The organism is Isobaculum melis (genome assembly GCF_900111355.1).
In the GTDB taxonomy this organism is placed as follows: Bacteria; Bacillota; Bacilli; order Lactobacillales; family Carnobacteriaceae; genus Isobaculum; species Isobaculum melis.
On record NZ_FOHA01000005.1, the window covers coordinates 84,113 to 99,747 of the forward strand.

Sequence of the window (15,635 nt, forward strand, 5' to 3'; positions counted from 1 at the left end):
ATCATGGCACAAAAAACAATGATTCAAGCAATTACTGAAGCGCTTGCTACTGAACTTAAAAATGATGAAAACGTTGTGGTATTTGGTGAAGACGTAGGTAACAATGGTGGGGTTTTCCGCGCTACTGAAGGCTTACAAGCTGAATTTGGTGAAGATCGTGTATTTGATACACCTCTTGCTGAATCAGGAATTGGTGGATTAGCAATTGGACTTGCGCTTGAAGGCTATCGTCCAGTACCAGAAATTCAATTCTTCGGTTTTGTCTTTGAAGTAATGGATTCAATCGTTGGACAAGCAGCACGTACGCGTTACCGTATGAGCAGCACACGTAATTTACCAATTACAATTCGTGCACCATTTGGTGGTGGGGTTCATACACCTGAACTTCACTCAGATAACTTAGAAGGTTTAATGGCACAATCACCAGGTATTAAAGTGGTGATTCCAAGTAATCCATATGATGCTAAAGGCTTATTGATTTCTGCGATTCGCGATAATGACCCAGTTATTTTCTTAGAACACATGAAATTATATCGTTCTTTCCGTGAAGAAGTACCAGAAGAAGCTTATACAATTCCTCTAGGTAAAGCTGCAGTTGCTAAAGAAGGGACTGACGTTTCTATTATCACTTATGGTGCAATGGTTCGTGAAAGTCTTAAAGCTGCTGAAAACTTAGAAAAAGAAGGCATCTCTGTTGAAGTGATTGACCTTCGTACAGTTGCTCCTTTAGATATTGAAACGATTATTGCATCTGTTGAAAAAACAGGTCGTGTAGTAGTTGTTCAAGAAGCACAACGTCAAGCAGGTGTTGGCGCAGCGGTAATGGCAGAAATTTCAGAGCGTGCAGTTCTTTCATTAGAAGCACCAATCATGCGTGTTGCAGCTCCAGATACTGTATTCCCATTTGGTCAAGCTGAAAATATTTGGTTACCAAATGCAACAGATATTGAAGCAAAAGTTAAAGAAGCATATAACTTTTAATTTTATGTAAAAATAAGGTAAGGAAGAAGACCGCAATCTTCTTCTTCCTATTTTATACATTGTATTAGGATAGAGAACAGTATTTTGAGAAGGGAAGATAAAAGATGGCTTTTAAATTTAAGTTACCAGATATCGGTGAAGGAATCCATGAAGGCGAAATCGTAAAATGGTTTGCTAAAGTTGGAGATACAATTAATGAAGATGATACTTTATTAGAAGTTCAAAATGATAAATCAGTAGAAGAAATTCCATCACCAGTCACAGGTGTTGTGAAAAGTATTTTAGTAGAAGAAGGAACAGTTGCAATTGTAGGGGACGTCTTAATTGAAATTGATGCACCTGGCTATGAGGATGCAGAAGAAACTGCAGCGCCAGCAACAGAAGCACCAGCGGCAGCTCCTGCACCAGCAGCAACAGGCGGTTTATTCCAATTCAAATTACCAGATATTGGTGAAGGAATTGCAGAAGGCGAAATCGTAAAATGGTTTGTTAAAGCAGGCGATACAATCAATGAAGATGATACTTTATTGGAAGTTCAAAATGATAAATCAGTAGAAGAAATTCCATCACCAGTCACAGGTGTGGTGAAAAATGTTGTGGTTCCAGAAGGAACTGTAGCAAATGTTGGTGATGTTTTAGTTGAAATTGATGCACCTGATTATGTTGATCATAGCGCACCAACAGCTCCTGCTCCAGTAGCAGCGACACCAGCTCAAACAACAGCTGCACCAGCAGCTTCAGTAACAAACACAGGAGTGGTCGCAAACAGCAACCCTTCAAAACGTGTACTAGCAATGCCTTCAGTTCGTCAATTTGCTCGTGAAAAAGGCGTAGATATTAGCTTAGTAACTGCTACAGGTTCACATAACCGTGTCTTGAAATCAGATATTGAAGCATTCTTAACTGGTGGCGGTTCAGCTCCTGTTGCAACAACAGAAGCAGCAACTCCAGCAGGGGAAGCAGCAACAACAACAACAGCAGCTCCAGCAGTTGCACAACCTTTTGTTTCAGCACCTGGTGCATCAGAAACAAGAGAAAAAATGTCACCAACTCGTAAAGCTATTGCAAAAGCAATGGTGAATAGTAAAGCAACTGCACCACATGTTACTTTATTCGATGAAGTGGATGCTACTAAATTAATGGCACACAGAAAACGTTTCAAAGACGTTGCAGCTGAAAAAGGCGTGAAATTAACTTTCTTACCTTATGTAGTGAAAGCTTTAGTTTCTGTTTTACGCAAATACCCAGCATTAAATGCGTCTATTGATGATGCGACACAAGAAATTGTATACAAACATTACTTTAATGTTGGCATTGCAACGGATACAGATCATGGTTTATTCGTTCCAAACATTAAAAATGCAGATGCGAAAAGTATTTTTGCTATCGCTGATGAAATTACAACACACGCCAAAGCAGCAGCTGAAGGTAAATTAGCAGCAGCAGATATGCGTGGCGGTTCTTGCACAATTAGTAACATTGGTTCAATTGGTGGCGGTTGGTTTACACCAGTCATTAACTACCCTGAAGTTGCGATTTTAGGCGTTGGTAAAATTGCTAAGAAACCAGTTGTAACAGCTGATGATGAAATTATTGTTGCACCAGTTATGCAACTTTCTCTAAGCTTTGACCATAGAATTATTGATGGCGCAACAGCTCAAAAAGCAATGAATGATATGAAAACATTACTTGCTGATCCAGAATTATTATTAATGGAAGGATGATCATAAAATGGTAGTAGGAGATTTCGCTATAGAAACAGACACAATTGTGATTGGTTCAGGGCCTGGTGGATATGTAGCCGCAATTCGTGCCGCGCAATTAGGACAAAAAGTAACAATCGTTGAACGTGAATTTATTGGTGGTGTTTGTTTAAACGTTGGATGTATTCCTTCAAAAGCATTAATTAGTGCTGGACATCATTATCAGGATGCACAACATTCTGAGGTTTTCGGTGTAACAGCTGACAATGTAAAATTGGATTTTGCTAAAACACAAGAATGGAAAGACACTAAAGTTGTTAAAACTTTAACTACTGGTGTTGAAATGTTGCTTAAAAAGAACAAAGTTGAAATCGTTCGTGGAGAAGCATTCTTTGTTGATGATCATAACTTACGTGTCATGACAGAAACAGCTTCACAAACTTATAGCTTCAACAATGCGATTATTGCAACTGGTAGCCGTCCAATTGAAATCAAAGGATTTAAATTTGGCAAACGTATCATTGATTCAACTGGTGGATTGAACTTAAAAGAAGTTCCTAAAAAATTAGTTGTTATTGGTGGAGGTTACATTGGTAGCGAATTAGCAGGTGCTTATGCCAACCTTGGTGCTGAAGTAACTATTTTAGAAGGTTCTCCTTCAATCTTACCTAACTTTGAAAAAGACATGGTAAAACTTGTTTTAAATAACTTCAAGTCTAAAGGTGTTGAAATCGTAACAGGTGCAATGGCGAAAGAAGCTGTTGAAACTGAAAACGGTGTAACGGTTAAATATGACGTTGATGGTAAAGAACAATCAATTGATGCTGATTATGTAATGGTAACAGTTGGTCGTCGTCCAAATACTGATGATATGGGCTTAGAGCAAGCAGGTGTTGAAATTGGTGAACGTGGTTTACTTCCAGTAGACAACCAATCTCGTACAAATGTACCAAACATCTATGCCATTGGCGATATCGTTGCTGGACTTGCTTTAGCACATAAAGCAAGCTATGAAGCGAAGATTGCTGCTGAAGCAATTGCTGGTAAAAAAGTTGCAGTTGATTATGTAGCGATTCCAGCTGTATGTTTCACAGACCCAGAATTAGCAACAGTTGGCTTAACTGAAAAAGAAGCAAAAGAGCAAGGAATGGATGTCAAAGCATCTAAATTCCCATTAGCTGGTAACGGTCGTGCTTTATCTCTAAATGCTACTGAAGGATTCGTTCGTTTAGTAACACGTAAAGAAGACGGCTTAGTAGTAGGTGCTCAAATCGCTGGTGTTGGTGCAAGTGATATGATTGCTGAAGTTGGTTTAGCAATTGAAGCAGGTATGGTAGCTGAAGATATTGCTTTAACAATCCATGCACATCCTTCATTAGCTGAAACAGTGATGGATGCTTCTGAATTAGCTTTAGGTATGCCAATTCATATTTAATTGATTGAAGAGCAGGGAATTTTCCTTGCTCTTTTTTTGTTTTATTCTTCCTTTAACGTTGCAAAGAATAAAAGATAAGTTTACATAATGATGACAAACAGATTAAGTTATTACGTCAGAAGGAACAAATGTTTTTGAAATAGGGTATAATAGATAAGGAAAAGATTGGTTTACTAGGAAAGAAAACTGGTGGTTTGTTACAAGGGGGGAATATGATGATGAAGAAACATCTAAAAAAAGTGGTGATTGCTGGTACCAATCATGTTGCTTATGACTTAGTATTTGCGCATACAATTCAACCGGTTGCAGAGCAAATGTTTTTGCTTGAGTCAGATGAAATTGATGAAAAACGTATTGCAGATATGATTTATGCGAGTTCCGCAATTAATCAAGTTGAGGTAGCTGTTAAAACATATAAGGAAACAAAGGATGCAGATATTTTAGTGATTTCTGCGACACCTGAAAGACTAGAGGATGAATCAGAGACAGATCATTTAAAAAAGACGATTCAAATGGTGCGAAAAATTATCAATCAATCAATGGAGAATGGTTTTAATGGGATTGTGATTATTGCAACACAGCCAACAGAAATTTTTACACATCTTGTTTGGAAGTTTTCGGGGTTACCCAAGCATCGTGTAATAGGCTTAGGCACATATGCAGAATCTCTGTATTTCCAACAATTATTAAGTGCATACTTTCATATTTCAATACATGATGTTCATGGTTATTTAATGGGAGCTAGTGGTATAGATGAAAAGGTACCTATTTGGAGTCGTACCTCTGTTGGTGGCGTACCTGTTTTGAGTTATGCGACAAATGAAGTCCATGAATTTGATCAAAAAGTCATGAGTGATATTCTTGAGGATGTATTAGAATTAAGCCAATTAAGCAAAACGGCGAATACAGGTTATAGTACAGCCTCAGCGCTATTAAGCCTCTTACAAGCGATTGGTTCTAATGCTGAGACAGTTATTCCTATTTCCTATGTACATTCATGGGAGGAGCTAGAAGATATTACTTTATCTGTGCCAGCTGTTGTATCCTCTGAGGGTGTTCGTCCATTCCCAGAATTTACTGTATCAGATATTGAAAAGCAAGAATTACTAACGATTGCAACAGCAATCAAAGAAAAGTTAACCTTAATCTTAAAAGGAAAATTATAGTAAATGAGGCTCAGTTAAGATGGAAAATTATAGCTATCCACTAGATTTTTCTTGGTCAAAAGAAGAAATGCTGACGGTGATTTCAATGTGGAATGCAGTTGAAACGGCTTATGAAAAGGGCATCTCAAAAGAAGCTTTTTTATCAGCTTATCGTGCATTTAAAAAAGTTGTACCAAGTATTGGGGAAGAGAAAAGATTAGGAAAAGATTTTGAAGCTGTTTCAGGCTTTTCTTTATATAGAGTTGTACAAGCTTCAAAGACTGAAAAAGCTAAAATTGTGATGTAATATCTTGTCAAAAAAACTTAGATTGTATCTAGGTTTTTTTATTGCTTTAAAGTATCTTATCATTTATGGTATGATAAAGAGAGTAGAAGAAGATGGAAAGAAAGAAGTGATAGACAGATGCCCTATAAAAAGATTCAGTATGCAGAAATAGAAACGAGCGCCATTTCAAGAACGCAAAAGACTGATAAAAAAAGAAGAATTAAACGAAAGAAAAGTAAACAAGAATGGTTGACCAATATCTTTGTTATCGTAATTGCTATTTTATTAACCTTTTGGTTGCAATATTTTTATTTCACAACAACGACAGTAAAAGGGCTTTCTATGGCACCGACTTTAGATAATAATCAACGATTAATTGTGAGTAAACTAAGTTTTGTTAATCGTTTCGATATTATTGTTTTCCCAGCACCTGATCAAGAGGATAAAATGTATATCAAAAGAATTATTGGTGTTCCAGGGGATCATGTGATGGTAGAAGCTGATGTACTATATATTAATGGTGTCGCGCATGATGAGCCTTATTTAGATGAATATAAAGCAGCTTTAACTGATAAAAAGCCTTTTACAAATGATTTTTCATTATATGATTTATTTGGTGTCGATGCGGTACCAGAAGGAACATACTTTGTTTTAGGGGATAATCGTAGAAATTCTCATGATGGTCGAGATATTGGCTTTATTTCACAAGCAGATATTGTGGGGGAAGCTAAAGTACGTTATTGGCCATTAAATGAATTAAAGTATTTTAACTAGTCGTCATAAAATCGATTATAAAAAGAGTAGAAAGGGGCTAGATTGGACTAGTTCCTTCTATTTTTTTTAAAATTCAATAAGAATGTAGCTTTTTTCTTTCCAAATGAATAGATAAGTGGTAAAATAGGAAAGTTGAAATGTTGTTTTCATAAGTTTTCAGAGTATTTTCAAAGCTGACAGCGCCTCTAAACTTATGAAGGAAACGAACGTATTTATTCTTCTATTAATGATGATAAATATACATTCAGTTTACTAATTAAGTGCTGTAGAGGTAAAGGTTAGTAAAAAATACGCTCTCTAGGAGTAATTGGAGGAAAAAATAAAAATGAAAACAAGAAATGATATTCGTAACGTCGCAATTATTGCCCACGTTGACCATGGTAAAACAACCCTTGTTGATGAGTTGTTAAAACAATCAGATACTTTAGATGGACACACACAATTACAAGAACGCGCAATGGATTCAAATGCGATTGAAAGCGAACGTGGTATTACAATTTTAGCTAAAAATACAGCTGTTGATTACAAAGGTACACGTATTAACATTTTAGATACACCAGGACATGCTGACTTCGGTGGTGAAGTAGAGCGTATCATGAAAATGGTAGATGGTGTTGTTTTAGTTGTTGATGCCTATGAAGGTACAATGCCTCAAACACGTTTTGTATTGAAAAAAGCATTAGAACAAAAAGTTACACCAATTGTTGTTGTGAATAAAATTGATAAACCATCAGCTCGTCCTGAGCATGTTGTGGATGAAGTCTTAGAATTATTTATCGAGTTAGGTGCAGATGATGATCAATTGGAATTCCCAGTAATCTATGCATCAGCTTTAAATGGAACTTCAAGTGATTCTGATGATCCTGCAGATCAAAAACCTACAATGGCACCAATTTTCGATCAAATTATTGAACATGTACCAGCTCCAGTTGATAATTCAGATGAATCTTTACAATTCCAAGTATCATTATTAGACTACAATGATTATGTTGGTCGTATTGGGATTGGCCGTGTTTTCCGTGGCACAATGAAAGTTGGCGATCAAGTTGCTTTAATGAAACTAGATGGCAGTGTGAAGAATTTCCGTGTCACTAAAATCTTTGGTTTCTTTGGGTTACAACGTGTTGAAATCAATGAAGCAAAAGCAGGCGATTTAATTGCCGTTTCTGGTATGGAAGATATCTTTGTTGGTGAAACGGTTGCTGATGTAGCCAATCAAGAAGCTTTACCAATCTTGCATATTGATGAACCAACATTACAAATGACCTTTTTAGTAAACAATTCTCCATTTGCTGGTCGTGAAGGTAAATTCGTTACTTCTCGTAAAATCGAAGAGCGCTTAATGGCAGAATTACAAACAGATGTATCTTTACGCGTAGAACCAATAGGTCCAGATTCTTGGACAGTGTCTGGTCGTGGCGAATTGCATTTATCAATTTTGATTGAAAATATGCGTCGTGAAGGCTATGAATTACAAGTTTCTCGTCCTGAAGTGATTGAACGTGAAATTGAAGGCGTAAAATGTGAACCATTTGAACGCGTTCAAATCGACACTCCTGAAGAATATATGGGTAGTGTGATTGAATCATTAAGCCTACGTAAAGGTGAAATGCAAGATATGATTCACACTGGTAACGGTCAAATTCGTTTGATTTTCTTAGCACCAGCTCGTGGTTTGATTGGTTATACAACTGAATTCTTATCAATGACTCGTGGCTATGGTATTATGCATCATACCTTTGATCAATACCTACCAATGATTAAAGGAACCATTGGCGGACGCCATCAAGGTGCTTTAGTTTCAATTGATACTGGTAAAGCTACAACTTACAGTATTATGAGTATTGAAGAGCGTGGAACAGTCTTTGTAGAGCCTACAACAGATGTTTATGAAGGTATGATCATTGGTGAAAACAACCGTGACAATGATTTAACTGTAAACATCACAAGAGCAAAACAAATGACTAACGTTCGTTCTGCCAATAAAGACCAAACATCAGTTATTAAAAAAGCAAAAATCCTTACATTAGAAGAATCGTTAGAGTTCTTGAATGAAGATGAGTATTGTGAAGTAACACCAGAAAGCATTCGTTTGAGAAAACAAATTCTTAACAAAAATGAAAGAGAAAAAGCTTCTAAGAAAAAGAAACCAGCTGAATAATTAAATCGTTCTTAAAAGATATGCTCACAAGTAGCATATCTTTTTTGATAAGATTGATGGATATTCGATTTATTAGGTTAAATTATGCTATAATGATAATGTTCAAAAGGAGGTAGAGAGAATGTCAAATACAATCAATACAACGACTGCATTAGAAATCTTAATGGCAGATGCTGAAAAAATCTATCAATTAATAACAAAACAACAAGCTACATTATGTTTAGCACAATGTCCAGCTTTTGAAGAAATAGTGGATACACAAATGTTTGGTTTCTCAAAACAAGTGATGTATGCCACACAAATAGGTGTGATTACTGAAGAAGCTGGTCATCGCATTTTAAGTGATCTTGAAAAAGCCTTAAATAATGTTTATACAGCACTTTATGATGAAGTGAAAGGAACAAATAAGGGGGAATGATTACAAATCACTTTGTAATCTAATTGATGCATGAAAAAATTAAGATATTTAGATTATTTTATTTTTATACCCTATATCATCTTGTCGGTTATAGGGGCAGTGATGGTATATAGCGCAAGTAGTGAAGTTGCTGTGACACAAGGTAAAGCAGCTGCGAGCTATTTTGAGAAGCAGGTTATTTTTGTCATTATTGGTTTAATTTTATTATTTTTTACTTTTTTCTTTAAATATCAAATGTTAAAAAATAAAAAAATTGTCTTAGGTTTATTAATTTTTATTTTTGTTTCTTTAATCCTAGTCTTTTTCCTTGCAGAAGAAATTAATGGTGCAAAAGCTTGGATTTCAATCGGTGGTGCTTTTAACTTTCAACCAGCAGAATTTGCTAAACTCGTTCTAATTTGGTATTTAGCGTTTATCTTTTCAAGAAAACAACAGTCCATTGTAAAAGATACTTTGAATACTATTTGGCCACCTATGGTTATTTTCTTACTGATTGCTATTCTTGTTTTTCTTGAAAACGATGTGGGTGGTGCGTTAATTTTAACCATTATTGCTTTAGCAGTGATGTTCTCTAGTGGAATGCCTGCTAGACTAGGTGTCTTATCTGGTCTGGGTGCAAGTACATTTGCTGGTGGTTATATCTATCTAGTGTATAAGTATGGAACAAAGGTACCCTTTATGAACGAAACAAGATTAAGCCGTTTCCAAGCATTTTGGGACCCATTTAAAACCTCTCAAGAGGCAGGTCTTCAACTTTATAATTCTTATTTAGCTTTATCAAGAGGCGGATTATTCGGTGTTGGATTAGGCAGAAGTGTACAAAAGTTAGGCTATCTACCTGAACCTTATACCGACTTTATCATTGCTATTTTAGGAGAAGAATTAGGACTTGTTACCTTACTCTTTGTGGTCTTGTTAATTATGATGTTAATTTCTCGTATTTATTTAATTGGTATTCGTGCGAAGGATTCATTTGGCTCATTAATTTGTGTGGGTGTAGCTACCATGATGATGATTCAAACCTTTTTAAATCTAGGCGGTGTGACAGGTATTCTGCCGATTACAGGGGTTACTTTCCCATTTATTAGTTATGGTGGTTCAAGTATGCTTGTCTTGAGTATTTCACTTGGCTTAGTTTTAAATATCAGTGCAACTGAGAAAATGAATAAAGAAATAAAGAGCTAAAAGAGAAATTCAGCTTTTAGCTATAAAATAAAGGCTGAGTTGTGTATAATGAGAATTAGATTAGAAAAGACTTCTTAATTGAAGTCTTTTTTTAACATACAAACGAAGGAATAGAGGAGTGTGAATCATATGGAAAAAGTTTTGGTAGCGAATCGAGGTGAAATTGCCATTCGTATTTTTAGAGCGTGTACAGAATTATCAATGAAAACAGTTGCTGTTTATTCAAATGAAGATGCAAGTTCTGTCCATCGCTTTAAAGCTGATGAGGCTTACTTAGTTGGAGCCGGAAAAAAACCAATTGATGCATATTTAGACATGGATGATATGATTCGCATTGCTAAAGAAGCTGGCGCAGATGCCATTCATCCAGGTTATGGATTTTTATCTGAAAATATTACTTTTGCAAAAAAATGTGATGAGGCAGGACTAACTTTTATTGGACCCACACGCCATCATTTAGATATTTTTGGTGATAAAATTAAAGCTAAAACAGCAGCTCTTGAAGCAGGAATTCAAATAATCCCTGGAACAGATGGGCCAGTAGCCGGAATCGAAGATGTTCATTTATTTGGTCAGAAATATGGTTATCCTATCATGATTAAAGCTGCACTAGGTGGCGGCGGCAGAGGCATGCGTGTGGCTCATTCTGAAGCAGAAGCAACTGAGGCCTTTGAACGGGCAAAAAGTGAAGCAAAAGCTGCTTTTGGTAGTGATGAAATTTATGTGGAAAAATATATTGCAGATCCAAAACATATAGAAGTCCAGATTTTAGGCGATAAACATGGCAATATCCTCCATCTTTTTGAAAGGGACTGCTCTGTTCAAAGACGGCATCAAAAAGTTGTTGAAGTTGCACCTTGTGTTTCTATTTCAACGGAGCTAAGAGAAAGAATGTGTCAAGCAGCAGTCAAACTAGCTAAACATGTTGGCTATGTCAACGCAGGAACAGTTGAGTTTCTTTTAGAAGGCGATGACTTTTACTTTATTGAAGTCAATCCCCGTGTACAAGTGGAGCATACCATTACTGAAATGGTAACAGGAATTGATATTGTCCAATCACAATTACAAATTGCACAAGGACAGGATTTACACAAAGAAATGAAGTTACCTAAGCAAAAAGATTTGTTGCTGATGGGTGCGGCTATTCAATGCCGTATTACAACAGAGGATCCAATGAATCATTTCCTACCTGATACTGGAACAATTGATACCTACCGCTCGCCAGGAGGCTTTGGGATTAGATTAGATGCTGGTAATGGCTTTCAAGGAACGGTTGTTAAACCATTCTATGATTCATTACTGGTAAAGGCTTGTGTTCATGCCTTAACTTTTGAAAAAGCAGTAGAGAAAATGGATAGAGCACTAAAAGAATTTAGAATTCGTGGTGTCAAAACCAATATTCCTTTTATGGAAAATGTCATTAATCATCCTGTCTTTTTAAGTGGTGAAGCGAAAACAACCTTTATTGATACAACCCCAGCCTTGTTTGTCTTTTCTAAATTAAGAGACCGAGGCAACAAAACAATGAAATATATTAGCTCAGTGACAGTGAATGGATTTCCTGGCATTGAAAAAATAGAAAAGCCATTTTTAAAATTACCTCGAATGCCTAAAAAACTCAAGCAGCAAGCACCAATTGAGGGAACAAAGCAGTTATTAGACCGTGCTGGTGCCACTGGTGTCACAGACTGGATTAAAGCGCAAAACCAAGTATTGTTAACCGATACAACCTTTAGAGATGCCCATCAGAGCTTGTTAGCTACCCGTGTCAGAACCAAAGATTTTTTACAGATTGCTGAACAAACAGCACAAGCAATGCCACAATTTTTTTCAACTGAAATGTGGGGCGGCGCAACATTTGATGTAGCCTACCGTTTCTTAAATGAAGATCCATGGGAACGTTTAGAAAAATTAAGAAGCCAAATGCCAAATGTTCTTTTTCAAATGCTATTTAGAGGTTCCAATGCAGTAGGCTATCAAAACTATCCAGATAATGTAATTGAAACCTTTATTCAGCAAGCTGCTAAAAGTGGAATTGATGTTTTTCGAATTTTTGATAGCTTAAATTGGCTGCCACAAATGGAAAAAAGTATTCAAGCAGTCAGAGATGCAGGAAAAATTGCTGAAGCAGCTATCTGCTATACGGGGGATTTATTCGATCCAGCTAGGCAAAAATATGATGTCCATTACTATAAAAAATTAGCCAAAGAATTGGAACAACAAGGCGCACATATTATCGCTGTTAAAGATATGGCAGGCTTACTTAAACCACAAGCTGCCTATCGCCTAATTAGTGAATTAAAAGAAACAACCGATTTACCCATTCATTTACACACACATGATACAAGCGGCAATGGTATTTTAACCTATTCAGAGGCCGTTAAAGCAGGTGTAGACATTGTGGATGTTGCAATGAGTGCAATGAGCGGTGGAACAAGTCAGCCTAGCTTATCTTCTCTTTATTATGCTTTAGAACATACCAATCGATCGCCTAAATTAGATATCTCAGCAGCCCAAGAAATCAATCATTATTGGGAGGACGTTCGCAATTTATACCAAGATTTCGAAAATGGCGTAACCGCACCACAAACAGAAGTCTATCAACATGAAATGCCAGGTGGACAATATTCTAATTTACAGCAACAAGCAAAAGCAGTTGGTTTAGAAGATAAATGGGATGAAATTAAAGCAGTTTATCCTAAAGTTAATCAATTATTTGGTGATATTGTTAAAGTGACACCTTCGTCAAAAGTAATAGGAGATATGGCACTGTTTATGGTTCAAAACAATTTAACAGAAGAAGATATTTATCAAAAAGGGACGCAAATCGATTTTCCAGCTTCTGTCATTAGCTTCTTTATGGGAGATTTAGGCCAACCTGAAGGCGGATTTCCAAAAGAATTACAAAAAATAATTTTAAAAGATAAGCAGCCATATACTGTTAGACCAGGTAGTTTAACAGAACCGATTGACTTTGAAAAAGTTGCATTAGATTTAGCTGAGAAAATTGAAGATACCCCTAGCATTCAAGATGTGTTAAGCTATTTAATGTATCCGCAAGTATTTTTAGATTATCAAAAAATGTATGCACAATTTGGCGATGTTACATTACTTGATACTCCAACCTTTTTCCATGGGATGCGCCCAGGAGAAACCATTGAAGTACAAATTGAAAAAGGAAAAACCTTAATTATTAAGTTAATTGAAATTGGTGAACCAGATACAGAAGGCATGCGCATTATGTTCTATGAATTAAATGGACAAGGCCGCCAAATCGTCGTGAAAGATATTGGCATTCAAACAACAAGTATTGCTAGACGAAAAATCGAACCAACAAATCAAGAACATGTTGGTGCAACCATGCCAGGATCGATTATCGAGGTATTAGTTAAACAAGGAGACCAGGTGAAATGCGGTCAATCACTCATCACAACAGAAGCGATGAAAATGGAAACTACGATTCAAGCAAATTTTGATGGTGTGATTTCTCAAATATATGTACAAAATGGCGATATGATTGAAACAAATGATTTATTATTAGAAGTCATTGCCAACTAGTTAACAAAAAGGAGGGAAAGGTTTCAATATGAAAAATATTGTACGTGCAATACCACTATTTTTAATTTTTATGTGGTTTGCCTATTTCTCTCCTTATTTTGGACCAGATCATTCTAAAAAAAATGAAGAGCCTGCAACTAAGCAAACAAGGCAAGTGGATCCAACTGGCACAAATATGACAGTTCTTCCAACGAATGGGTTTGCACAATATATTGGCAAAGATTTTTCGGTTTTAGAGAATGAATTTGGTCAACCAGACCGAGTAGATGAAACGGCTTATGGCTACCAATCTTATATTTACGCAAAAGATCCTCAACATTATCTGCAAGTTGGTGTCAAAGAGCACAAAGTTGTGACAATTTATGCTTTAGGAACAGCGCTGGATGTTGCTCCTTTTCAAATGGATATGTATCTAGATGATTTATATTCAATTATCACAATTGTCCCAGAAGTAGCCTTTAAATATGAGCAAAATAATTACCAATTAGAGTTAACAGAAGAGGATATGAATTATTTACCATTAGTTTGCTTTGAGAATGAAAGCTATGCAGCCTTGGAGATAGATAGTCAAACCAACCAAGTTGTTTCTCTGCGTTATTTTGATAAAGAAACACTATTAAGAGTTGCACCTTATGATGTAAGTGGCTTAAATCAATTAGAAGCCTTACCTACGATTGATGCAGAGGAATGGAAAAAAATAGATGAAAGCAATCGCAAACAAACAATGGAAATTTTTAATGTGATTCGTCAAAGAGCGCAGCTGCCAGAATTTACAACAACTGAAGCTATTGATTTAATTTGTAAAATGTACCAGCAACAAATTTTTCATGAAAGCCCAAAAGAAGCAGATTTGAAGCAGCAACTAACAGACTTATTTACTGAACATCAAATAAAGGCACAGCGATTTTCCTATTTTGTTGAAAGCATTAAGCCTGACGCACCAAGTGTTGTTGATAAGGTATTACGTACATCAGCTTACCATCAACAACTATTTGACCCACAGCTTAACCATTTTTCTATTCATTTTTTAGAAGATAATATTTTTGGCTTATTTGTTCAAAGTGAATAATGAAGAAATAGCTAGCAATTTTCCTGTTTATTCTGTACAATTTGAGTAGGTAAAAAAATGAATGAAAGTAAGTGACTAAATGATAGTAAATGATGCTTATTTTAAAATAGAAGATCAAGCGTTACTGTTGGTAGAACAAATTATGCGCAGTGAAGTAGCTAGACAATATAAAGAAGCAAAGGCTGAGTTACAAAATAATGAAAGTGCCCAGCAAAAAATTCAGGATTTTCAGCTAGCAAAAGAAAAATTTGAAGAACTGAGTCGTTTTGGCGATTATGCGCCTGGCTTTAAAGAATTAAGAAGAGAAGTCAGAGCCTTAAAAAGAGCAATGGATATGGATGAAGTTGTTGCCTCTTTTAGATTTGCTGAGATGGATTTGCAAACCGTTTTAGATGAAGTCAGTTTAACCATTGCAAAACAAGTTTCTGAAACAATTAAAGTACCAACTGGTAATCCATTTTTTGAATCAAAAAGTGGCAAATCTGGTTGTAGTAGTGGCGGCAGCTGTGGGTGTAGTTAAGGATGGTGGAAAAAATGATTGAAAGACAAGGCTTGATTGTTTGGGTCTATAGTTTAAGAAATTTAAAAATACTCAAAAGACATGGTTTAGTACACTATGTATCAAAAAAAATGAAATATGTTGTACTTTATACAAATCGAGAAGATATTGAAATGCTTGAAAGAAAAATCAAAGAACTACATTTCGTTAGAAAAGTAGAACGCTCCTATCGTCCTGAGATTGATATGAACTTTTCCGAGAGAATTGGGACATCACAACGTGACATAAAAGAAGTTAATGAAGCTGAATTAACAGAGACAATCTTAATTGAACCTGTTTAAAACAAAGTAAGCGACACAAATAGTGTCGCTTTTTTTGCTGAAAAAGGGTAAAATATAGACTATTAATGAACAAATGAAGG

Annotated in this window: 13 protein-coding genes; all 13 read left to right on the top strand. The window is 35.9% G+C overall.

The features are described from left to right. Window positions 1–3: 3 nt before the first annotated feature. Window positions 4–981, top strand: coding sequence for an alpha-ketoacid dehydrogenase subunit beta (locus BMW29_RS05530; RefSeq protein ID WP_092651174.1), 978 nt, complete (start codon window positions 4–6; stop codon window positions 979–981). A 104-nt stretch (window positions 982–1,085) separates the two neighbouring features. Continuing rightward, window positions 1,086–2,705 (top strand): 2-oxo acid dehydrogenase subunit E2, encoded by a 1,620-nt coding sequence (locus BMW29_RS05535; RefSeq protein ID WP_092651176.1) that lies wholly within the window; start codon window positions 1,086–1,088, stop codon window positions 2,703–2,705. A gap of 7 nt (window positions 2,706–2,712) precedes the next feature. Then, window positions 2,713–4,119, top strand: coding sequence for a dihydrolipoyl dehydrogenase (lpdA, locus tag BMW29_RS05540; RefSeq protein WP_092651178.1), 1,407 nt, complete (start codon window positions 2,713–2,715; stop codon window positions 4,117–4,119). Between the two features lie 215 nt (window positions 4,120–4,334). After that, complete coding sequence (locus BMW29_RS05545; protein WP_177165686.1) at window positions 4,335–5,285, top strand: lactate/malate family dehydrogenase; 951 nt, start codon at window positions 4,335–4,337, stop codon at window positions 5,283–5,285. Between the two features lie 19 nt (window positions 5,286–5,304). Further along, complete coding sequence (locus BMW29_RS05550) at window positions 5,305–5,571, top strand: UPF0223 family protein (protein WP_092651182.1); 267 nt, start codon at window positions 5,305–5,307, stop codon at window positions 5,569–5,571. 117 nt (window positions 5,572–5,688) lie between these two features. Further along, window positions 5,689–6,324, top strand: a complete 636-nt coding sequence (gene lepB, locus BMW29_RS05555) for a signal peptidase I (protein ID WP_092651184.1) — start codon at window positions 5,689–5,691, stop codon at window positions 6,322–6,324. A 325-nt stretch (window positions 6,325–6,649) separates the two neighbouring features. Further along, window positions 6,650–8,485: a translational GTPase TypA gene (gene typA / locus BMW29_RS05560; protein ID WP_092651186.1), complete on the top strand. Its 1,836-nt coding sequence runs from the start codon at window positions 6,650–6,652 to the stop codon at window positions 8,483–8,485. 121 nt (window positions 8,486–8,606) lie between these two features. Continuing rightward, window positions 8,607–8,903 (top strand): Fpa/YlaN family protein, encoded by a 297-nt coding sequence (locus BMW29_RS05565; RefSeq protein WP_092651188.1) that lies wholly within the window; start codon window positions 8,607–8,609, stop codon window positions 8,901–8,903. A gap of 30 nt (window positions 8,904–8,933) precedes the next feature. Beyond that, window positions 8,934–10,088, top strand: a complete 1,155-nt coding sequence (locus BMW29_RS05570) for an FtsW/RodA/SpoVE family cell cycle protein (protein WP_092651190.1) — start codon at window positions 8,934–8,936, stop codon at window positions 10,086–10,088. A gap of 129 nt (window positions 10,089–10,217) precedes the next feature. After that, window positions 10,218–13,646, top strand: coding sequence for a pyruvate carboxylase (locus BMW29_RS05575; protein ID WP_092651192.1), 3,429 nt, complete (start codon window positions 10,218–10,220; stop codon window positions 13,644–13,646). A gap of 28 nt (window positions 13,647–13,674) precedes the next feature. Beyond that, window positions 13,675–14,715, top strand: coding sequence for a CAP-associated domain-containing protein (locus BMW29_RS05580; protein ID WP_092651194.1), 1,041 nt, complete (start codon window positions 13,675–13,677; stop codon window positions 14,713–14,715). A gap of 79 nt (window positions 14,716–14,794) precedes the next feature. Further along, the gene (locus tag BMW29_RS05585; protein ID WP_092651196.1) at window positions 14,795–15,235 is read left to right on the top strand and encodes a YlbF/YmcA family competence regulator; all 441 of its coding nucleotides are present in this window, start codon (window positions 14,795–14,797) and stop codon (window positions 15,233–15,235) included. 14 nt (window positions 15,236–15,249) lie between these two features. After that, a complete protein-coding gene (locus BMW29_RS05590) occupies window positions 15,250–15,555 on the top strand; it encodes a YlbG family protein (protein ID WP_245706238.1) in 306 nt (101 codons plus the stop codon). Window positions 15,556–15,635: the final 80 nt, after the last annotated feature.

What these genes read in the sequence shown, in the direction of transcription:
- BMW29_RS05535 (WP_092651176.1), top strand. Translation starts at nt 1,086, where the DNA reads ATGGCTTTTAAATTTAAGTTACCAGATATCGGTGAAGGAATCCATGAA.
- BMW29_RS05580 (WP_092651194.1), top strand. Translation starts at nt 13,675, where the DNA reads ATGAAAAATATTGTACGTGCAATACCACTATTTTTAATTTTTATGTGG.
- BMW29_RS05570 (WP_092651190.1), top strand. Translation starts at nt 8,934, where the DNA reads ATGAAAAAATTAAGATATTTAGATTATTTTATTTTTATACCCTATATC.
- typA (WP_092651186.1), top strand. Translation starts at nt 6,650, where the DNA reads ATGAAAACAAGAAATGATATTCGTAACGTCGCAATTATTGCCCACGTT.
- BMW29_RS05575 (WP_092651192.1), top strand. Translation starts at nt 10,218, where the DNA reads ATGGAAAAAGTTTTGGTAGCGAATCGAGGTGAAATTGCCATTCGTATT.
- BMW29_RS05545 (WP_177165686.1), top strand. Translation starts at nt 4,335, where the DNA reads ATGATGAAGAAACATCTAAAAAAAGTGGTGATTGCTGGTACCAATCAT.
- lpdA (WP_092651178.1), top strand. Translation starts at nt 2,713, where the DNA reads ATGGTAGTAGGAGATTTCGCTATAGAAACAGACACAATTGTGATTGGT.
- BMW29_RS05530 (WP_092651174.1), top strand. Translation starts at nt 4, where the DNA reads ATGGCACAAAAAACAATGATTCAAGCAATTACTGAAGCGCTTGCTACT.
- BMW29_RS05550 (WP_092651182.1), top strand. Translation starts at nt 5,305, where the DNA reads ATGGAAAATTATAGCTATCCACTAGATTTTTCTTGGTCAAAAGAAGAA.
- BMW29_RS05590 (WP_245706238.1), top strand. Translation starts at nt 15,250, where the DNA reads ATGATTGAAAGACAAGGCTTGATTGTTTGGGTCTATAGTTTAAGAAAT.
- BMW29_RS05585 (WP_092651196.1), top strand. Translation starts at nt 14,795, where the DNA reads ATGATAGTAAATGATGCTTATTTTAAAATAGAAGATCAAGCGTTACTG.
- lepB (WP_092651184.1), top strand. Translation starts at nt 5,689, where the DNA reads ATGCCCTATAAAAAGATTCAGTATGCAGAAATAGAAACGAGCGCCATT.
- BMW29_RS05565 (WP_092651188.1), top strand. Translation starts at nt 8,607, where the DNA reads ATGTCAAATACAATCAATACAACGACTGCATTAGAAATCTTAATGGCA.